We start from the raw sequence: 19361 nt of genomic DNA on the forward strand, positions 1-19361 counted from the left end.
TTCTGTCAGGGAAGGAGGAGGCAAGCATGGGCGTGTCCATCGCCTTTGACCCGCGCCACGCGCAGCCGTTTGTGTCCGAGCGGGAGTTGGCCTATCTGGAGCCGTATGTCCGGCTGGCCCATGATCAGCTGCATCAGAAAACGGGGCCGGGAGCCGACTTTTTGGGCTGGGTTGATTGGCCCGTGACGTACGATCGTGACGAGTTTGCGCGCATCCGGGAGACGGCGGCGCGCATTCGCGATGAGGCCGACGCTTTCGTGGTGATCGGCATTGGCGGTTCGTACCTGGGGGCCCGGGCGGCCATCGAGATGTTGACTTCCCCCTTTTACAACCTGCTGCCGCGCGACAAGCGGAGCGGCCCGGAGATCTACTTTGCGGGCCACCACCTGTCCGGCGCGTACCTGGCGCATCTGCTGGAACAGCTTGAGGGCAAGACGGTGTACGTTAATGTCGTCTCCAAGTCGGGTACGACGACTGAGCCGGCCATCGCCTTCCGCGTCATCCGCGAGTGGCTCTACCGCACGGCGGGCCCGGAGGTGGCGCGGCGGCGCATCGTGGCCACGACGGACAGGGCGCGGGGGGCCCTGCGCCGGCTGGCAGCGGAGGAAGGGTACGAAACCTTCGTCATCCCCGACGACATCGGCGGCCGCTACTCGGTGCTGACGGCGGTGGGGCTCCTGCCGATCGCCGTGGCCGGCATCGACATTGCGGCGATGATAGAAGGGGCGCAGGCGGCCCGCGAAGCCTTTGCCGTGCCGCGCCTGGCCGATAACCCGGCCTACCAGTATGCGGCGTACCGCACCGCGCTGTACCGCAAGGGCTACACCGTCGAACTGTTGGTCGGCTACGAGCCGTCGCTGGCCACCTTTGCTGAGTGGTGGAAGCAGCTCTTTGGCGAAAGCGAAGGGAAAGACCACAAGGGCATCTTTCCCGCGTCGGTGCAGTTTACCACCGACCTCCACTCCATGGGGCAATATATCCAGGACGGCCGGCGCCATCTGTTCGAGACGGTCTTGTTTGTCGAGCGCCCGGCCCGCGATGTGACCATCCCCGACGACGGCACTGACGGCGACGGGCTGGCCTTCCTCGCCGGCGCGAGCGTGCACCACGTCAACCGGCGTGCCTTTGAGGGCACTGTGTTGGCCCATGTTGACGGCGGCGTGCCGAACCTCGTGCTGCGCGTGCCCGAGCTGTCGGCGCGCGCGTTCGGCGAACTGGTCTACTTCTTCGAGAAAGCTTGCGGCGTAAGCGGCTACCTGCTCGGGGTCAACCCCTTTGACCAGCCCGGCGTGGAAGCGTACAAACGGAACATGTTTGCCTTGCTCGGCAAACCCGGGTTTGAGGTCCAGCGCGAGGCGCTGCAGAAACGCCTGCAGGAGATGGGCGGCGATAGCCAGGGGGAGCAGGAAAATTGAAGGCTCTGTGACAAATTGCGCAACGTCGTTGTGTGCGACGTCACGCATCGGATACACTAAAAGAAGCTTATGCACACGTACACAGGGACGCGAAAAGGGACCGGTCTCGCGCCGGTCCCTTTTCGCGTGGATCTTCCCCGGTGGCACGCGTGGGCCTACGGTCGCCACCAGTTTTTGAGGCGGTGCCAGAGGGAATCGGACGGGCCCCGTTGGTTCGGGGGCACCGGCCGTTTGCCCGCGGGCAAATGGGCCTGGCAATAATCTGTCGGCTCGGTGCCGCTGACAAAGGCCAGGACCTTGGGCCGGGGGCAGTTTTCGGTGGCCAACTTACCCGTCGCCGGGTCAATGTAGACGGTCGTCACGCCGTCGGGGACAGGAAACAGGGCCGGTTGCACGTCGGCCAGTGCCCGCTCGACAAAGCTGGCCCACAGCCGCTTGGCCAGGTACCCGTCGGCGGTGGTTTGCAGCGGGCGCTTGTCGTCATAGCCCAGCCACACCGTGACGGCGAGCTGGGGCGTATACCCGCTCAGCCAGGCGTCGTAGTCGGTGGTGCCGGTTTTTCCGGCGGCCGGCCGCTTCAACAGGTTGCGGACGCTGGAACCCGTTCCCTCGGCAAAGACGCCCTGCAGCATGTGGGTGAGCACATAGGCGTGGGCGGCTTCGGCGACGCGCACGTGTGTGGGCTGTTCGTCCACCAGCACGTTGCCGTTGGCGTCTTCCACTCGTGTGACGAGGAGCGGGCTTGGCCGCTCGCCCAGGTTGGCCAGCGCGGCGTAGGCGTAGGCCATCTCAAAGGGCGTCACCTCCATGCTGCCGAGGGCCAGGGACGGGTACGGCTTCAGCGGCGAGGTGATGCCCAGCCGCCTTGCCGTGTCGATCACCTTGTCTGGGCCAAGGAACATCAGGGTCTTGACGGCGTAGATGTTGTCCGATTGGGCGATGGCCTGGTACAGGGGGATGTCGGCATTGGGGTACTTGTCCCCGAAGTTTTTGGGCGTGTAGGTTCTTCCGTTGTCATAGGTGAAGGTTGTGGGTTCGCTTCGCTGCAGCGTCAGCGGCGTAAACCCGTTTTCCAATGCGGCGAGGTACACCACAGGCTTGAACGTGGAGCCCGGCTGACGCCGCGCAAAGGCGCGGTTGTAAGGACTGGCCCGGTAGTCCCGTCCCCCGACCAGGGCCCGCACGGCCCCGGTTTGGGGGTCGACGGCCACGAGCGCCACCTGCAGGGGACGATCCTTGGGCAGGAGCTGCTTGACCGCTTCCTCGGCCGCCCGCTGCACCTTGGGATCGAGGGTGGTATGCACACGCAGCCCGCCGCGAAAGATCTGATCTTCGGTCAACCCGTAGCGTTCTGCCAACACGTCCACGACGGCGTCGCGAAAGTAGGGCGCCATGGGTTCGCGCATGCGTGCGTCAAGCGGCACGAGGCGCAGCGGTTCGGCCAACGCCGCCGCGGCTTCCTCCGGCCGGAGGTAGCCTGTTGCCACCATGGCGTCGAGGACCGTTTTCTGACGCGCCTTGGCCCGATCAAAGTGGCGATAGGGGGAATAGAGGGACGGTCCCTTCGGCAGGCCGACCAAGAGCGCGCTTTCGGCCAAGGTGAGGTCTTTGGCGTCCTTCCCGAAGAACGTCTGCGCCGCCGCCTGGATGCCGTAGGCGCCGTGGCCATAATAAATCTGATTGAGGTATAGCTCGAGGATGCGCTCCTTGCTGTAGTGCAGCTCCAGTTGGAGGGCGTAGAACGCTTCCTTGAGCTTGCGGGCCACCGTTTTCTCGTGGCTCAGGTACAGGTTGCGCGCCAGCTGCATGGTGATCGTGCTGGCGCCTTCGGCAAAGCGCATTTCCTTGAGGTCCACGTATACCGCCTTGGCCATGCGCCGCCAGTCGAACCCCATGTGCTCGAAGAAGCGCCGGTCCTCCACGGCCAGCGTGGCGGCAATGACGTAGGGGGAGATGGCGCGGAGCGAGACGGGTTTTCGGTTTTGGCCGCCGTGTAGTTCATCGAGGATTGATCCGTCGGCGGCCAGAAGCACGGTCGTCGCGGAAGTGTTTCCTTTGGGCAGGGGCTGGGCGCGCAGGTAGAGCAAAACGGCGATCGTACAGAGGGCAACAAGTCCGGTCAGGATTAGCAGCCGCACAAGGGTGCGCCTGAGCCGCCGGGCCCACTTCGGCTGCGGGTCGCCCCACATGATTTGCACGCGTTCCCCTCCTTTCCCGCGTCCAGCTTGGCATGCGGTTTTCCTACCGCCGGTACCTGTCAGTATAGCCGTGCGAAGATTTTGCCTATACGGCATTTGCCAAAAGGGCCTTGCCTTTTGCCGAAAGTGCGTTACAATGATCAGGTATGAAAGAGGACGAGGTGGAATCCGATGGAATTGTGGTATACGGAAAAGCAAACGGAAAACCACGGCATCACCACGAAAATCAACCGCACGCTGCATACCGAACAGACGCCGTATCAGCGGCTTGACGTGATTGAAACGAAGCAGTTTGGCAACATGCTCGTCCTTGACGGCATGGTGATGACCACGGACGTGGACGAGTTCGCCTATCACGAAATGATCGTCCACGTAGCCTTGAATACCCATCCGAATCCGCGCCATGTGTTGGTCGTCGGCGGGGGTGACGGCGGGGCCATTCGCGAAATCCTGAAGCACCCCTCGGTGGAAAAGGCCACGCTGGTGGAGATCGACGGCGCCGTGATCGAGGCATCGAAGCGCTTTTTCCCCGCCATCGCCGGCAAGTTGGACGATCCGCGCGTTGACGTGCGCATCGAGGACGGCATCAAGCACATCGCCGAGAACCGCAACTGCTATGACGTGATTCTGGTCGATTCCACCGATCCGGTGGGGCCGGCCGTCGGATTGTTTGAAAAAGGGTTTTATCAAGGCATTTTTGAGGCTCTCCGTGAAGACGGCCTGTTCGTGGCCCAAACCGAGTCGCCGTGGTTCAACGCCGATCTTATCCGCCGCGTGTTCCGCGACGTCAAGAGCCTTTTCCCCATCACGCGGCTGTATTTGGCCAGCATCCCGACGTATCCGAGCGGGCTGTGGAGCTTTACCCTCGGTTCCAAGCGCTATGACCCGCTTGACGTCGACGAAGCCCGCATCCGCGCCATCGACACAAAATACTATACGCCTGCGCTGCACCGCGCAGCCTTCAGCTTGCCCAAGTTTGTCGCCGACCTGACACAAGACGGCGAGTAAGGGGCCGGGCACCTGCGCACCGCAGCCATCGGGGGGACGATGCATGCGGTTTGACGAAGCGTATTCGGGCAAGGTCTTCATCGCCAGCCGCGCCAGCTATGCCGAGGCGCGCGCCGTGATCTACGGCATGCCGATGGACTGGACGGTCAGCTTTCGTCCGGGTTCGCGCTTTGGCCCGGCGCGCATCCGCGAGGCGTCGATTGGCCTCGAAGAGTACAGCCCGTACCTTGACCGGCATCTGGACGAGGTGGCCTACTTTGACGCGGGGGACATCCCGCTGCCCTTCGGCAACGCGGCGCGAAGCCTCGAGCGCATCCGCGACGCGGTGCGCACGTTCCTCGCCGACGGGAAGTTCCCCCTCGGCCTGGGCGGAGAACATCTCTGTTCATGGCCGGTGATCCAGGCCGTTCATGAGGCGTATCCCGACGTGGTGCTTGTGCACATCGATGCCCACGCCGACCTGCGTACGGAATACGAGGGTGAGGAGTTGTCCCACGCCACGCCGATTCGCAAGGCCGTCGATCTGTTGGGCGGGGACCGCGTCTATTCCTTCGGTGTCCGCTCGGGAACCCGGGAGGAATTCGCCTTTGCCCGCCAGCACCTGCATTTTTACCCCTTTGAGGTGCTGGAACCCGTCAAGCGGGTGCTGCCGGAGCTGGCGGGGCGCCCGGTCTACGTGACGATCGACATCGACGTCCTCGACCCGGCCTTCGCGCCCGGCACGGGCACGGCCGAGTCCGGCGGCATCACGTCGCGCGAATTGCTCGAGACGATCCATGCCATTGCGCGTTCCGATGTGCGCGTGGTGGGCGCCGACATTGTGGAAGTGGCCCCGGTATACGACCCGACGGAACAGACGCCGATCGTGGCCGCCAAGCTGGTGCGGGAAATTCTCCTCGGGTGGGTCCGGTGACGCGCGAGGGGAAGACCTGCTGCACGCACGCCCTTTTCCGCCCTGTGGGTGGGAAAGGGCGTTTGTTGCTTGTGACCAACCCGCTTGTGTTCCTCGGCGGAAAGGGCTACAATGGAGCGAAGACAGGAAGGGGGAGCCAGATGGATAGCGGACGGCCGGTACGCATCGAACTGGCGACGGTGGCGGACGGGCGGCAGGAGGCCTTTATGTACACAGGCTTCCTGTATCGGCGTCCGGAAGGCTGGTACGTCCGCTACGACGAGGAGCAGGACGACGGGCGTGTCTCCACCATCCTCAAGGTGCAGCCGAACCGGGTGGTGCTCCTGCGGCGCGGCGCGCGGTCGATGGAACAAGTGTTCGTTCCTGGTGCGGTGACGTCGGGGACCTTCAGCACGCCGTATGGACGCTTTGCGTTGACCACGCACACCCGGACGGTTGACGTGGCGGAAACGGAGGACCCGCCCGGTTTGGTCATTCGCATTGCCTATGCGTGGACGCTGGGGGGAGAGCCGATGGGCGAACGTCGGTTAACGGTCATGATAAAGGAGGGAGAAGCGCGCCCATGTACGCAACCGAACAGGTGAAGGCGCGGCTGGTCACGGAACTGAAGAAGGCGGCACTGGCCGCGCTGGGCATCGAGGAGAACGCCTTGCCGGAGATCCAGCTGGATGTGCCGCGGGACAAAGCCCACGGCGATTACGCGACGAACCTCGCGATGCAGCTTACCCGGGTGGCCAAACAGCCGCCGCGGCAAATCGCCGAGGCCATTGTGAGCCGGTTTGATCCGGCGGCGGCCGGGGTGAAGCGAGTGGAGGTGGCCGGCCCCGGCTTCATCAACCTGTTTTTGGACAACTCCTACCTGGCCGACGTGGTGCGCGAAGTGTTGGCCATGGGCGAGGCGTACGGGAAGGCCGACGTCGGTCGCGGACAAAAGGTACAGGTGGAGTTCGTCAGCGCCAACCCCACCGGCAGCCTGCATGTCGGCCACGCGCGGGGAGCGGCGTTGGGTGACGCGCTGTGCAACTTGCTGGAAATGGCCGGTTATGATGTGACGCGCGAGTACTACATCAACGACGCCGGCAATCAGATCGCCAAGCTGGCCCAGTCGATCGAGATTCGCTACCGCCAGGCCCTCGGCGAGGACGTGCCGATGATCGCCGACGGCTATCATGGGGACGACATCGTCGAATTCGGCCGGGAGCTGGCCCGCGAGCACGGCGACGCGCTGCTCAAGCTGCCGGACGAGGAGCGGCTGGCCTTCTTCCGTCGCTATGGGCTGGAAAAGGAAATGGCCAAGATCAAGCGCGATCTGGCCGACTTTGGCGTGCGGTTCGACGTATGGTACAGCGAGACGTCGCTGTACGAATCGGGCAAGGTGGAGGCCATCTTGAACGAGCTGGCCGAGCGCGGCCACACCTACGAGAAGGACGGCGCGGTGTGGTTCCGCTCCACGGCCTTTGGCGACGACAAGGACCGCGTCCTGGTGAAGAGCGACGGCACGTACACCTATTTGACGCCGGACATCGCCTATCACGATGACAAGTTCAAGCGCGGCTTCGATAAGGTGATCAACATCTGGGGGGCCGACCACCACGGCTACATTCCGCGGATGAAAGCGGCGATGGCTGCGCTCGGCTATGACCCGGACCGGCTCGTCGTGCTCATCAACCAGATCGTCCGCCTGTACCAGAACGGCGAGGAGGTGCGCATGTCCAAGCGCACCGGCAAGGCGGTCACGTTGCGCGAGCTGATGGACGAGGTCGGCGTCGACGCCATGCGCTACTTCCTAACCGCGCGCAGCCCGGACACGCACCTCGACTTCGACCTCGACCTGGCGGTGTCCCAGTCCAATGAAAACCCTGTTTATTACGTTCAGTACGCCCATGCCCGCATCTGCAGCGTGTTCCGTCAGGCGGCGGAACAGGGGATTGCCCTCGCCGATCCGCCGGCGGGTCTTCACCGCCTGACGGAGGAGAAAGAAGTGGACCTGATGAAGAAACTGGCGGCGTTTCCCGAAGAGATCGTCGCGGCTGCCGAAGCGCTCGAGCCGCACCGCATCGTCCGGTACGTCTACGACCTGGCGGCGCTCTTCCACAGCTACTACAATGCCGAACGCATCCTTACCGATGACGCCGAATTGACGCAGGGGCGACTGGCCCTGGCCAAGGCGGTGCAGACCGTCCTGAGAAACGGTCTGCGTCTCATCGGCGTGTCGGCGCCGGAGCGGATGTAAGGCGAAGGGAAACGGCCCCGGTTGCCCGCGAAGGGTTCGCGGCAGCAGCCGGGGCCGTTTGGCGTTTGCGGCCAAGCCCTATTCGTCGCGTTGGTTGAGGCAGCGTTCGCATTCGTAGAGCACCGAACCCGGGGGAGCGAGGAAGGAGGCGCCGCAGCATGCGCACTCGCAGCGTCGCACCAGGGGTTGGCGTGCGGAGACAAGCTGCCGCTTCACATCCTGGTCCCACGGCGTCGGCATCATCTCCGGCGTGGTCCACCCGTAAAACTCGGCCAGGGAACGCATGAGGAAGACCTCCTTGCGCGGGATCTGTCTTCATTATATAACACATCTCCTGTTTTGCAAACTGTTATATTACAAATTGGGCCGCAAAAAGCCACTCCCATCGGCCTTCCCGGCGGAAGGCGTGAGAGTGGCCGGCGCGGGGCGCGGTGGGTTACCGTTCATCCTTGCGCAGGGGACGAAGCAGGCGTTCAAAACGCAGGCGTCGCGACGCCTTGAAGTACAATACGGAACCCGGTGGCGTCTTCAGCAGGTACTTGAGGGCGTCTTCACGGGTGGGGAATGTGTACACGGGTCCGAAGCCCCGTTCGCGGGCCGCCTCGGCGATGATGCGGCCATAGCGGCCCACCGTCACGAGCACGTCGACAGGCCGGTGTGCGGCGATGTAGCGGCCGACGCGTCTGTGGCCCGAGTGGGTGAGGGTGCCCAGTTCCATCATGTCGCCGAGGACGGCGATGCGCTTGCCCTTGTGCGGAAGGTGCGGGAGGATCGCTAGCCCGGCGATCATGGCCGACGGGTTGGCGTTATAGGCATCATTGATGAGCAGCCGCCCCTGTTTGCCGCGGATCATCTGCAGGCGCATTTTGGGCGGGCGAAAACGGCGCATCCCCTCGCGCATGGCCGCGGGGGAGATGCCCAGGAGGTCGGCGACGGCGATAGCTGCAAGGGCATTGTACACCATATGCTCGCCGAAGACGGGCAGGTGGAAGGTGTGGTTGGCGCCGCGCAGCGCGACGGTAAAGCGCATGCCGGTCAACGTGTAGCGCACGTCTTTTGCGCGGTAGTCGGCGGGGTTTCGAATGCCGAAGGTGACAACGCGTCCGCGTACCTTGCGCGTGTCGATGCGGCGCGACCGCTCGTCGTCGGCGTTGAGCACGAGGGTGCCGGTCGGAGACAGGCCCTCGATGATCTCCTGTTTGGCGCGCACCACATTGTCCAACGTGTTGCCCAGGTTGCCCACGTGGGCTTCCCCGATGTTGGTGATCACAGCGATGGACGGCCGCGCCGCCCGGGAATGCTGGCGAATGTCGCCGAGGCGGTTCATGCCCATCTCGAAGACGACGGCGCGGTGGCGTGGGGAGACGCGCAACATCTGAAACGGAAACCAGGTGGTGGTGTTGAGGTTGCCCACGGTGTGCAATGTCGGGTGGACGCGGCTGAGGATGGCGGCCGTCATTGCCGTGGTCGTGGACTTTCCGGCGCTTCCGGTGATGCCGATGACGGGGATGGCCAGCTGGTTGCGCTGCCAGCGTGCCAGCTTCCAGAGGGCGCGAAACGGGTTGTTGACGACGATGACGGGCAGCCGGGCGGGGACAAGGGGCAAGAGATCGCGCGACGTGACCACCGCGCCCGGGGAGAGGTCGCGCAGGTCGGGGCGTTTTCGCCCGCGGCTGTCATAGAAGAAAAAAAGGGTGCGCGCGTTGATGTGCCGGCCGCGCCGGTAATAGACGTTGGTCAAGACGAGGTCGGGATTGCCGCGAATGATTTTACCCTGGAGCAAGGTGGCGATTTGCCGCAGTCGGAGCGGGTACAAGCAAGGTTCCCCCTTTCACGATCGCCGCCGGAGCGGAGGTGGCCCTACTATCCTATGGATGTTTGCGGTAAGCGGTGACGGTGCGTGTGCGGTTGGTTGCATTTTGGCCGAAACGGATTTGCGAACCGTGGTACAATGAAAACGTAAGCGAGAGGAGGCGCTTGTCCGTGGAAGTGATCAAAATCACGCCGCGCGGGTATTGTTACGGCGTTGTCGATGCGATGATGCTTGCCCAGTATGCGGCGAAAAACCCCGATTTGCCGCGGCCGATTTATATCCTGGGCATGATTGTCCACAACCGGCATGTTGTCGACGCCTTCGAGAAACTGGGCATTCGCACCCTTGACGGCGCGGACCGCCTGTCGCTTCTCGAGCAGATCGACAAGGGGACCGTCGTGTTCACCGCCCACGGCGTATCCCCTGAAGTGCGCCGGCGGGCGCGGGAGAAGGGCCTGACCATTGTCGATGCCACCTGTCCCGATGTGACCCGCACCCATGAGCTGATCCGCGAGAAGACGGCCCAAGGGTACGAGGTGATCTACATCGGAAAGCGCGGCCACCCGGAACCGGAGGGGGCCATGGGTGTGGCACCGGGCCGGGTGCACCTCGTGGAAAGGGAAGCCGATATCGACGCCCTTGACCTGAAGGCGGACAAGTTGATCGTTACCAACCAGACGACGATGAGTCAGTGGGATGTCGCCCACCTGATCGCCAAAGTGAAGCAAAAGTACCCGACGGCGGAGGTGCACAACGAGATCTGCCTGGCCACGCAGCTGCGCCAGGAGGCCGTAGCCGAGCAGGCCAAGGAGGCGGACATCTGCATCGTCGTCGGCGACCCGCGCAGCAACAACTCCAACCGGCTGGCGCAGGTGGCCGAAGAGATCGCCGGTGTGCCCGCCTACCGTGTGGCCGACGTGACGGAGATCAAGCCGGAGTGGTTCAAGGGGAAGAAGAAGGTGGCTGTCACCGCCGGGGCGTCCACGCCGACGCCGATCACCAAGGAAGTGATCGACTACCTGGAGCAGCTCGACCCGGAGGACCCGTCGACCTGGACCGTCAGGCGTACGGTTAACCCCGACAAGATCCTCCCGCCCGCGCACGACCGGGCGATTGTACGCCTGTTGGCCGAACGCGGACGACCGGTGCAGCCGTGATGTTGCTGTTGACGATTGGCCTGCCCGGTTCCGGAAAGTCGGCGCTGCTGAAAAGGCTTGGCTTGCCCCGACCCGACATGGCGGTGGTCACACCCGACCGCATCCGGTGGGAGTTCTTCGGGGTCACCTTCGATCCCGCCGTCGAGCCAGAGGTGTGGACGGTGGTGCGCGCAGCGGTGCGGGGGAACCTGCGCCGGGGGCGCTCCGTGGCCCTCGACGCCACCAACCTGACGCGCGCGTGGCGCAGCGGGTGGCTGCGCCTGGCGCGTCGGTACGGCCACCCCGTGGTGGGCGTCCATTTCGACTTGTCCCTGAAACAGGTGCGGAAGCAGAACCGAATGCGCGTCCCGGAGTGGGTGGTGCCGGAAGCGGTGATCGCCGAGATGGCGCGGATGCTGGAGCCCCCGACGGAGGCGGAGGGGTTTCACGCTGTGGTGACCATCCGGGGCGGACTGGACGATGGGGCCGTGCGTCGCGTGCAGGAGGCGATGGTCCGGGTGGATGGCCGACGGCGGTAGGATTTTGGGGGGAGTGCGTCGAAAGGGGAATTCACGCTACCGTCACGGATGGTGACGGTCACACACCCGAGGGGGGTGAGTTGATGAAAATGAATGAATAATCATTCAACAAAAAAGACTGGTAATTGAGCGCTCGATCAGAATATGCTATCATGGAGATGACGATCGGACGTGTCCGCGTGTGTCTTCCAGGGGGTGTCCCCGGGCGATTGTTGACGGACGATTTTGATTTCACGGAACGCTTGCAACCGTCTGAACCGGGAAGAACGAGGGGAAGGGAGTGCCGCTCGACATGAACGGGCTGCTGGTGCTCAATTGGCTTGCGTTTCTATTGGTCACGGCCTATGCCGTCTCGCTCTTTGTCTATGTCGTGCGCACGCGCTACGCCTTTATCCAGCTGGGGCGGCCCGTACCGCCAGCAGGCGACCGGCGCACGCGCTGGCGCCGCGTGTGGACGCAGGTGTTCGGGCAGAAAAAGCTGCTCAAGGACAAGAAGAGCGGCGTCATGCACGTGGTGATGTTCTACGGCTTCATCATCCTCCAGTTCGGGGCGCTCGACCTGATTTGGAAGGGCCTCGCGCCGGGATCGCACCTGCCGCTGGGGTCGCTCTACCCGGCCTTCACCTTTTTGCAGGAGCTGACCACGCTGGCCGTCATCCTCGCCGTGCTCTACGCGGCGTACCGGCGCTACGTGGAAAAGCTCCCGCGTCTCAAGCGCGGCTGGAAGCCGTCGATCGTGCTGTGGTTTATCGGTTCGCTGATGCTGTCGGTGCTCCTGTCGGCGGCCTTCGAGCAGCGGTGGCTGGGGCATGATCCGGGTTGGGCCGCGCCGGTGTCGTCGCTTCTGGCCGGGGCGTTCGCGTGGCTGTCTCCCGATGCGGCGGCGGTGGCCTTCTTTGCCGCCTGGTGGGCGCACCTCTTGATTTTGCTCAGCTTTCTCGTCTACATCCCCCAGTCGAAGCATTTCCACCTGATCACGGGGCCGGTCAACGTCTATTTGCAGCGCCTCGGTCCGCCGAAGCTGGAGCCGATCGACTTTGCAGACGAGACACAAGAGGAATTTGGTGTCGGAAGAATCGAGCAGTTTACGCAAAAGCAGCTTCTCGACCTGTATGCCTGTGTGGAATGCGGGCGGTGCACGAGCATGTGTCCGGCGTCGGGGACGGGGAAGATGCTTTCGCCAATGGACCTCATCGTCAAGCTGCGCGACCACCTGACGGCCAAGGGCGCGGCCGTCACCTCGAAGCAGCCGTGGGTGCCGGCCTTCGCCTTCGCCCACACCACCGAGAACCAACTCGCCCGCGCGGCGCAGGAGGTGGCTGCCGCCCGGGCGACGGAGGCGCGGGGGGAGGCGCTCGCCGCCTACGACGTCCAGCTGATCGGCGACGTGATTACCGAGCAGGAGATCTGGGCCTGCACGACGTGCCGCAACTGTGAGGACCAGTGCCCGGTGATGAACGAGCATGTCGACAAGATCGTTGACCTGCGCCGCTACCTCGTCCTGACGCAGGGCGAGATGCCGGCCGAGGCGGCGCGGGTGTTCCAGAACATCGAGCGGCAGCACAACCCCTGGGGCCTCAGCAAGAACGACCGCGCCAAGTGGCGGGAAGGGGCCGAGGTGCCCATCCCCACGGTGCACGAGGTGGAGGACTTCGAGTACCTCCTGTGGGTGGGGTCGATGGGGTCCTACGACAATCGCAGCATGAAGGTGGTGCGCGCCCTGGCCAAGGTGCTTCACGAAGCGGGCGTTTCCTTCGCCATCCTGGGCAACGAGGAGAAGAACTCCGGCGACACGCCGCGCCGCTTGGGCAACGAGTTCCTCTTCCAACAACTGGCCCAGGAAAACATCGAGACATTCCGCCAGTACAACGTGCGCAAGATTGTCACCATCGACCCGCACGCCTACCACGCCTTCAAGAACGAGTATCCCGACCTTGGCTTTGCGGCCGAGGAAGTGGTTCACCACACCGAGCTGGTGGCCCGCCTGCTCCGGGATGGTCGCATCCGGCCGCGCAAGGCGCTAAACGAGCGGATCGTTTACCACGATTCCTGCTACCTCGGGCGCTACAACGGCGTGTACGACGCGCCCCGGGCGATCTTGCGGGCGATCCCCGGTGTTGAGCTGGTGGAGATGGAACGCAACCGGGAGAACGCCATGTGCTGCGGCGCCGGCGGCGGACTCATGTGGCTCGAGGAACGCGAGGGGACGCGGGTCAACGTGGCCCGCACCGAACAGGCCCTGGCGACGAACCCCACGGTGATTGGCAGCGCCTGTCCCTACTGCCTGACGATGATGAGCGACGGGACGAAGGCCAAGGGCATTGAGGACCAGGTGAAGACGCGCGACGTGGTGGAGCTGCTGGCCGAGGCGCTGTGACGGGAACGGCGGGCGGAAACGCCGACATCGCGCGGATGCGCATGAACATCCATCAAACGGGGGGAGAACATGACGCGTACGGTGATTGTCGGGGCGGCGCGGACGCCTTTCGGGAAATTCGGCGGTGCGCTGAAAGACTTGCAGGCTGTCGATCTGGGGGCGGCGGCGATCCGCGAGGCCCTGCGGCGGGCCGACGTGGCCCCTGCGCAGGTGGACGAGGTGATCATGGGCATGGTGCTGCAGGGTGGGGCGGGGCAGATTCCCTCCCGCCAGGCGGCGCGCAAGGCGGGGCTGCCGTGGGAGGTGCGCACGGAGACGATCAACAAGGTGTGCGCCTCGGGGTTGCGCAGCGTGACGCTGGCTGACCAGATCATCCGTGCCGGCGACGCCGAGGTGATCGTCGCCGGCGGCATGGAGAGCATGAGCAACGCGCCGTATGCGCTGCCCCGCGCCCGCTGGGGCTACCGCATGGGGAACGGGGAACTGGTCGACCTGATGGTGTACGACGGCCTCACCTGTGCCTTCCACAACGTGCACATGGCCGTCCACGGCAGCAACGTGGCCAAGGAGTACGGCATCACCCGGGAGGAGCAGGACGCCTACGCCCTGCGCAGCCACCAGCGGGCCATCGCCGCCATCGACAGCGGCAAGCTGGCCGAGGAGATCGTGCCGGTGGCTGTGCCGCAGAAGAAGGGCGATCCGGTCCTCGTTACGACGGATGAGGCGCCGCGGCGCGACACGAGCCTAGAGGCGCTGGCCAAGCTGCCGCCGATTTTCATCGCCGACGGCACGATCACGGCGGGCAACGCCCCCGGGGTCAACGACGGGGCCGGCGCGCTCGTGCTGATGTCGGCGGAGCGGGCCAGGCGCGAGGGGCGAAAACCCTTGGCCACCATTCTTGCCCACGCCGCGGTGGGGGCCGAGGCGCCGTATCTGGCTACGGTGCCGGGACTGGCCATCCTGGAACTGCTCAAGAAAACGGGGCTTACGCTGAACGACATCGACCTCATTGAGGTAAACGAGGCCTTTGCCGCCGTCGTGCTCACCAGCGAGAAGATTGTCGGCTGGGATCGGGAGAAGGTGAACGTCAACGGCGGGGCCATCGCCCTGGGACATCCCATTGGGGCTAGTGGAGCGCGCATTCTGATCACCCTCATCTACGAGCTGCGCCGTCGCGGCGGCGGGCTCGGCATCGCCGCCATCTGCAGCGGTGCGGCCCAGGGCGACGCGGTCCTCGTGCAGGTGGACGGGGCGTAAGGGATCCGGCAATCGCCACCGAAGGGGGCATCCAACGCAACGGAGCGCAAACCGAGCGAAGAAAGAGGGGGAATACGCGTGGAGATTCATACGATTCTGGTCGTCGGCGCCGGCCAGATGGGCAGCGGCATCGCGCAGGTGGCGGCGCAATCCGGCTACAATGTCATCCTGCACGACGTGGAAGAACACTTCGTCGAACGGGGGCTGGGCGTGATCCGGCGCAACCTGGACCGCGCCGTGGAAAAGGGCAAGCTTGCCGCCGCGGCGCGGGACGCGGCCCTCGCCCGTATCCGGACGACGACGGCGCTCGAGGAGGCGCGAGCGGCCGACTTCGTCATCGAGGCCGTCACCGAGAACCTGGCCATCAAGGCCGACGTGTTCCGCCGGCTGGACGAGGCGGCGCCGCCGCACGCCATCCTCGCCTCCAACACCTCGTCCCTGCCGATCACCGAGCTGGCGGCGCACACGAAGCGGCCGGAGAAGGTCATCGGCATGCACTTCATGAACCCGGTGCCGGTGATGCAACTCGTCGAGATCATCCGCGGGCTGGCCACGGCCGACGAGGTGTACCGGATTACCGAGGACCTGGCAAAGCGAATGGGCAAGACGCCGGTTGTCGTCAACGACTTTCCCGGCTTCGTTTCCAATCGCGTGCTCATGCCGATGATCAACGAGGCCATCTACTGCGTGTATGAAGGGGTGGCCACGCCGGAAGCGGTGGACCAGGTGATGAAGCTGGGCATGAACCACCCGATGGGCCCGCTGGCCCTGGCCGACCTGATCGGCCTCGACACGTGCCTGGCCATCCTCGAGGTGCTGCACGAGGGGTTCGGCGATCCAAAGTACCGGCCGTGCCCGCTGCTTCGCCAGTACGTGAAGGCCGGTTGGCTGGGCCGCAAGACGGGCCGGGGCTTCTACGTCTACGACGAGGCGGGGAATCGCGTGGGCGTCGCGCGGTGACAGAAAGACAGGAAGCGGGGGAAGCGCATGAACCTTCAGTTCACACCGGAGCAGGAGATGCTGCGCAAACTGGTTCACGAGTTTGCCGAAAAGGAGATCGCCCCCCAGGTGCCCCGCATGGAGGCGGAAGACGCCTTTCCCGACGCCATCCTCAAGAAGATGGGCGAGCTGGGGCTGATGGGCATCCCCATTCCCGAAGCGTGGGGTGGCGCGGGGATGGACTTCACCTCCTACATCCTGGCCATCGAGGAGATTTCCAAGGTCAGCCCCGCGGTGGGCGTCATCCTCTCGGTGCATACCTCGGTGGCCACGTATCCGATTCTCACGTTCGGCACTGAGGAACAGAAGAAGCGGTACGTGCCGAAGTTGGCCTCCGGTGAATGGCTCGGCGCCTTCGCCCTCACCGAGCCCCACGCCGGGTCCGACGCGGCAAGCATCCGCACCACGGCGGTGAAAAAGGGCGACCGGTACATCCTGAACGGCACGAAGGTGTTCATCACCAGCGGCGGCCACGCCGACGTGTACATCACCTTTGCCGTTACCGATCCGTCGAAAGGGGCAAAGGGCATCACCGCCTTCATCGTGGAGAAGGACACACCCGGCTTCGTCGTCGGTAAGAAGGAGAAGAAGATGGGCCTGCACGGCTCGAGTACGACGGCGCTCATCTTCGAGGACGCCGAGGTGCCGGCGGAAAACCGGCTGGGCGAGGAGGGCGAGGGCTTCACGGTCGCCATGGCCAATCTCGACGGTGGGCGCATTGGCATCGCCGCCCAGGCTCTGGGCATCGCGGAAGGGGCCTTTGCGCACGCGTTGGCCTACGCCAAGGAACGCCGGCAGTTCGGCAAGCCGATCGCCGCGCAGCAGGCCATTCAGTTCAAGCTGGCCGACATGGCCACGCGCATCGAGGCGGCGCGCCTTCTCGTTTACCGTGCGGCGGCCTTGCGCGACCGGGGCCTGCCCTGCGGCAAGGAAGCGTCGATGGCCAAGTGCTTCGCCTCCGACACGGCCATGTGGGTGGCCACCGAGGCGGTACAGATCTTCGGTGGCTATGGCTACACGAAGGAGTACCCCGTGGAGCGCTATTTCCGCGACGCCAAGATCACGCAGATCTACGAGGGCACGAACCAGATCCAGCGGCTGGTCATTGCCCGCCGCCTGCTTAAGGCGTGAACGCGTGGCGGAGGGACGGCTGCGGGTTTCGGGAGCGGCGGCGCAACGGCTTTCCCAGACGACATCCCAAGGGAAAAGGAGCGAGGGCGATGGACTTCCGGCTGAGCGAAGAGCACGAGATGATGCGTCGCATGGTGCGCGACTTCGCCGAGAAGGAGGTGGCCCCGACGGCAGCCGAGCGCGATGAGGAGGAGCGGTTTGACCGGGCCATCTTCGACAAGATGGCCGCGCTGGGACTGACCGGCATTCCGTGGGAGGAGCAGTACGGCGGGGCCGGGGCCGACTTCCTCAGCTACGTCATTGCCGTGGAGGAGCTGTCCCGCGTCGATGCCTCCGTCGGCGTGACGCTGTCGGCCCACGTGTCCCTGGCCAGCTGGCCGATCTGGAAATTCGGCACCGAAGAGCAGAAGGAGCGCTTCCTGCGTCCCCTGGCCACCGGTGAGAAGATCGGTGCCTACTGCCTGACCGAGCCCGGTTCGGGGTCCGACGCCGCCGGCATGCGCACGACGGCCATCCGCGACGGTGACAGCTATGTCCTCAACGGGAGCAAGATCTTCATCACCAATGGCGGTGTAGGCGACATCTACATCGTCTTCGCCCTCACCGATCCGAAGGCGGAAAAACGCCACCGTGGCATCAGCGCCTTCATCGTCGAAAAGGGCACGCCGGGCTTTCGCATGGGCAAGAAGGAGAGCAAACTGGGCATCCGTTCGTCGACGACCTACGAGGTGATCTTCGAAGACTGTCGCGTGCCCGCCGAAAACCTCCTCGGCCAGGAAGGCGAAGGCTTTAAGATCGCCATGATGACCCTCGACGGTGGGCGCAACGGCATTGCCGCGCAGGCGGTGGGCATCGCCCAAGGCGCCTTTGAGGCGGCCCTCGCCTACGCCAAGGAGCGCAAGCAGTTCGGCAAGCCGATCGCCGCGCAGCAGGCCATCCAGTTCAAGCTGGCCGACATGGCGACGAAGATCGAGGCGGCGCGCCTCCTCACCTACCAGGCGGCGTGGCTAGAGGACAACGGACTGCCCTACGGCAAGGCCTCGGCCATGGCCAAGCTGTTTGCCGGCGACGTGGCCATGGAGGTGACCATCGACGCCGTGCAGATCTTCGGCGGATACGGGTACACAAAAGAGTATCCTGTCGAGCGGTTCATGCGCGACGCCAAGATTACGCAGATTTACGAGGGCACGAACGAGATCCAGCGCCTGGTCATCGCCAACCACCTGCTCAAGGCGTGAGCGCGCGGAAAACGCCGGAAGCTGGAAAAGGGGGGCGGGACGCGCGCGAGCGAGGGATTACGATCGATTGGAGCAAGCACTGGGGAAGCGGAGAGGAGCGGGAAGCCATGGACGAGTTGGCGGCACGGGTGCGGGCTGGAGACCGGCGCGCGGTGGCGCGGGCGATCACCTGGGTGGAAAACGGCCATCCCGAAAAGGACGCCTTGCTCAAGCGGCTGTACCCCCATACCGGACGGGCGGTGCGTGTGGGCATCACCGGCGCGCCCGGGGCAGGGAAAAGCTCCCTGGTCGACCGATTGGTGGGCCATTTGCGGCGGCAGGGGCTGACCGTCGCCGTCGTTGCCGTTGACCCGACGAGCCCGTTTACCGGCGGGGCGCTCTTGGGCGACCGCGTGCGCATGCAGGCCCACGCCACCGATCCGGGGGTGTTTATCCGCAGCATGGGGACGCGGGGCCACCTGGGGGGACTTTCGCGCAGCACGCAGGATGCCGTGCGCGTCCTCGACGCCGCCGGGTTTGACGTCGTCCTCGTCGAGACGGTCGGCGTGGGCCAGTCGGAAGTGGACGTGATGCACGTGGTGGACACGACGGTGGTTGTGCTGACGCCGGGCGGGGGAGATGTGGTACAGGCGTTCAAAGCCGGCATCATGGAAATCGCCGACGTGTTTGTCGTCAACAAGGCCGACCGTCCTGGGGCCGAAAAGGTAAAGGCCCAGGTCGAGGCGATGCTCGATTTGGTTGCCCATGACACCCCGTGGCGCCCGCCGGTGGTGAAAACGTCGGCGTCGCGCGGCGAAGGGCTCGACGACCTGTGGCAAGCGATTGCGGACCATCGCGCGTACCTCGAGCAAAGCGGCGAAGGCCGTCGCCAGCGGGCCGAGCGCCTGCGCCGCGATGTGCTGGCCCTGGCCGTTGCCCGGCTGGAGCGCCGGCTGGCCGCATGCCTGGAGGAGCCTCCCTTTGCCGACCTGCTTGCGAAGGTGCAGGCCGGCGCCGTTGACCCGTACGCGGCAGCCGAAGCGCTGATCGACGGCCTCTTGCGCGACCCCGACGTCCACCCGCGATGCCACGCGCGCGTCGAGGAGGAGGTGTAGGCCGGTGGAC

At 64.8% G+C, this 19361-nt stretch carries 16 protein-coding genes; 13 read left to right on the forward strand and 3 right to left on the reverse strand.

Annotation, left to right across the window (positions count from 1 at the left end; all coding sequences use genetic code 11):
* Positions 1-26: 26 nt before the first annotated feature.
* The gene (locus ACYQ0Z_RS04835; protein ID WP_459864875.1) at positions 27-1415 is read left to right on the forward strand and encodes a glucose-6-phosphate isomerase; all 1389 of its coding nucleotides are present in this window, start codon (positions 27-29) and stop codon (positions 1413-1415) included.
* 155 nt (positions 1416-1570) lie between these two features.
* Here the strand turns inward: ACYQ0Z_RS04835 and ACYQ0Z_RS04840 are convergent, their stop codons facing one another.
* Positions 1571-3604, reverse strand: a complete 2034-nt coding sequence (locus ACYQ0Z_RS04840) for a transglycosylase domain-containing protein (RefSeq protein ID WP_459865158.1) — start codon at positions 3602-3604, stop codon at positions 1571-1573.
* 180 nt (positions 3605-3784) lie between these two features.
* Here ACYQ0Z_RS04840 and speE point away from each other — a divergent pair, with 180 nt between their 5' ends.
* From speE to argS, 4 genes are all read left to right on the forward strand, one after another.
* Entirely contained in the window at positions 3785-4621 is an 837-nt protein-coding gene (gene speE, locus ACYQ0Z_RS04845; protein ID WP_459864878.1) for a polyamine aminopropyltransferase, read from the forward strand.
* A 43-nt stretch (positions 4622-4664) separates the two neighbouring features.
* A complete protein-coding gene (gene speB, locus ACYQ0Z_RS04850) occupies positions 4665-5534 on the forward strand; it encodes an agmatinase (RefSeq protein ID WP_459864881.1) in 870 nt (289 codons plus the stop codon).
* Between the two features lie 140 nt (positions 5535-5674).
* On the forward strand, positions 5675-6118 hold the full coding sequence (locus tag ACYQ0Z_RS04855; protein WP_459864884.1) for a YwiB family protein: 444 nt from the start codon (positions 5675-5677) through the stop codon (positions 6116-6118).
* The gene (gene argS / locus ACYQ0Z_RS04860) at positions 6097-7767 is read left to right on the forward strand and encodes an arginine--tRNA ligase (protein WP_459864887.1); all 1671 of its coding nucleotides are present in this window, start codon (positions 6097-6099) and stop codon (positions 7765-7767) included. The genes ACYQ0Z_RS04855 and argS overlap by 22 nt, the downstream gene beginning before the upstream one ends.
* 78 nt (positions 7768-7845) lie before the next feature.
* On the opposite strand, the gene ACYQ0Z_RS04865 is transcribed toward argS, so the two are convergent.
* Together ACYQ0Z_RS04865 and ACYQ0Z_RS04870 are read right to left on the reverse strand one after the other, a co-directional pair.
* Complete coding sequence (locus tag ACYQ0Z_RS04865) at positions 7846-8052, reverse strand: hypothetical protein (protein WP_459864890.1); 207 nt, start codon at positions 8050-8052, stop codon at positions 7846-7848.
* Positions 8053-8203: 151 nt separating this feature from the next.
* Positions 8204-9583: a UDP-N-acetylmuramoyl-tripeptide--D-alanyl-D-alanine ligase gene (locus tag ACYQ0Z_RS04870; protein WP_459864892.1), complete on the reverse strand. Its 1380-nt coding sequence runs from the start codon at positions 9581-9583 to the stop codon at positions 8204-8206.
* 167 nt (positions 9584-9750) lie between these two features.
* Between ACYQ0Z_RS04870 and ACYQ0Z_RS04875 the strand changes: the two genes are divergently transcribed.
* From ACYQ0Z_RS04875 to meaB, 8 genes are all read left to right on the forward strand, one after another.
* Positions 9751-10737, forward strand: a complete 987-nt coding sequence (locus ACYQ0Z_RS04875) for a 4-hydroxy-3-methylbut-2-enyl diphosphate reductase (RefSeq protein ID WP_459864894.1) — start codon at positions 9751-9753, stop codon at positions 10735-10737.
* Positions 10737-11255 (forward strand): AAA family ATPase, encoded by a 519-nt coding sequence (locus ACYQ0Z_RS04880; RefSeq protein WP_459864897.1) that lies wholly within the window; start codon positions 10737-10739, stop codon positions 11253-11255. Before ACYQ0Z_RS04875 ends, ACYQ0Z_RS04880 begins: the two co-directional genes overlap by 1 nt.
* Positions 11256-11547: 292 nt before the next feature.
* Positions 11548-13632 (forward strand): (Fe-S)-binding protein, encoded by a 2085-nt coding sequence (locus ACYQ0Z_RS04885; protein ID WP_459864899.1) that lies wholly within the window; start codon positions 11548-11550, stop codon positions 13630-13632.
* A 69-nt stretch (positions 13633-13701) separates the two neighbouring features.
* Positions 13702-14889 carry an acetyl-CoA C-acetyltransferase gene (locus ACYQ0Z_RS04890; RefSeq protein ID WP_459864901.1) on the forward strand — a complete coding sequence of 396 codons (1188 nt, stop codon included), beginning with the start codon at positions 13702-13704 and terminating at the stop codon, positions 14887-14889.
* A gap of 78 nt (positions 14890-14967) precedes the next feature.
* Positions 14968-15849, forward strand: a complete 882-nt coding sequence (locus tag ACYQ0Z_RS04895) for a 3-hydroxybutyryl-CoA dehydrogenase (RefSeq protein WP_459864903.1) — start codon at positions 14968-14970, stop codon at positions 15847-15849.
* 27 nt (positions 15850-15876) lie between these two features.
* A complete protein-coding gene (locus ACYQ0Z_RS04900) occupies positions 15877-17019 on the forward strand; it encodes an acyl-CoA dehydrogenase (protein WP_459864905.1) in 1143 nt (380 codons plus the stop codon).
* An 89-nt stretch (positions 17020-17108) separates the two neighbouring features.
* Positions 17109-18257, forward strand: a complete 1149-nt coding sequence (locus tag ACYQ0Z_RS04905; RefSeq protein ID WP_459864907.1) for an acyl-CoA dehydrogenase — start codon at positions 17109-17111, stop codon at positions 18255-18257.
* A 107-nt stretch (positions 18258-18364) separates the two neighbouring features.
* Entirely contained in the window at positions 18365-19351 is a 987-nt protein-coding gene (gene meaB / locus ACYQ0Z_RS04910; protein ID WP_459864909.1) for a methylmalonyl Co-A mutase-associated GTPase MeaB, read from the forward strand.
* The last annotated feature ends 10 nt before the right edge of the window (positions 19352-19361 follow it).

This window comes from Calditerricola yamamurae (genome assembly GCF_054654135.1).

Coding starts and splice junctions, on each gene's coding strand:
- ACYQ0Z_RS04835 (WP_459864875.1), top strand. CDS start 27: ATGGGCGTGTCCATCGCCTTTGACCCGCGCCACGCGCAGCCGTTTGTG.
- ACYQ0Z_RS04840 (WP_459865158.1), bottom strand. CDS start 3,604: ATGTGGGGCGACCCGCAGCCGAAGTGGGCCCGGCGGCTCAGGCGCACC.
- speE (WP_459864878.1), top strand. CDS start 3,785: ATGGAATTGTGGTATACGGAAAAGCAAACGGAAAACCACGGCATCACC.
- speB (WP_459864881.1), top strand. CDS start 4,665: ATGCGGTTTGACGAAGCGTATTCGGGCAAGGTCTTCATCGCCAGCCGC.
- ACYQ0Z_RS04855 (WP_459864884.1), top strand. CDS start 5,675: ATGGATAGCGGACGGCCGGTACGCATCGAACTGGCGACGGTGGCGGAC.
- argS (WP_459864887.1), top strand. CDS start 6,097: ATGTACGCAACCGAACAGGTGAAGGCGCGGCTGGTCACGGAACTGAAG.
- ACYQ0Z_RS04865 (WP_459864890.1), bottom strand. CDS start 8,052: ATGCGTTCCCTGGCCGAGTTTTACGGGTGGACCACGCCGGAGATGATG.
- ACYQ0Z_RS04880 (WP_459864897.1), top strand. CDS start 10,737: ATGTTGCTGTTGACGATTGGCCTGCCCGGTTCCGGAAAGTCGGCGCTG.
- ACYQ0Z_RS04885 (WP_459864899.1), top strand. CDS start 11,548: ATGAACGGGCTGCTGGTGCTCAATTGGCTTGCGTTTCTATTGGTCACG.
- ACYQ0Z_RS04890 (WP_459864901.1), top strand. CDS start 13,702: ATGACGCGTACGGTGATTGTCGGGGCGGCGCGGACGCCTTTCGGGAAA.
- ACYQ0Z_RS04900 (WP_459864905.1), top strand. CDS start 15,877: ATGAACCTTCAGTTCACACCGGAGCAGGAGATGCTGCGCAAACTGGTT.
- ACYQ0Z_RS04905 (WP_459864907.1), top strand. CDS start 17,109: ATGGACTTCCGGCTGAGCGAAGAGCACGAGATGATGCGTCGCATGGTG.
- meaB (WP_459864909.1), top strand. CDS start 18,365: ATGGACGAGTTGGCGGCACGGGTGCGGGCTGGAGACCGGCGCGCGGTG.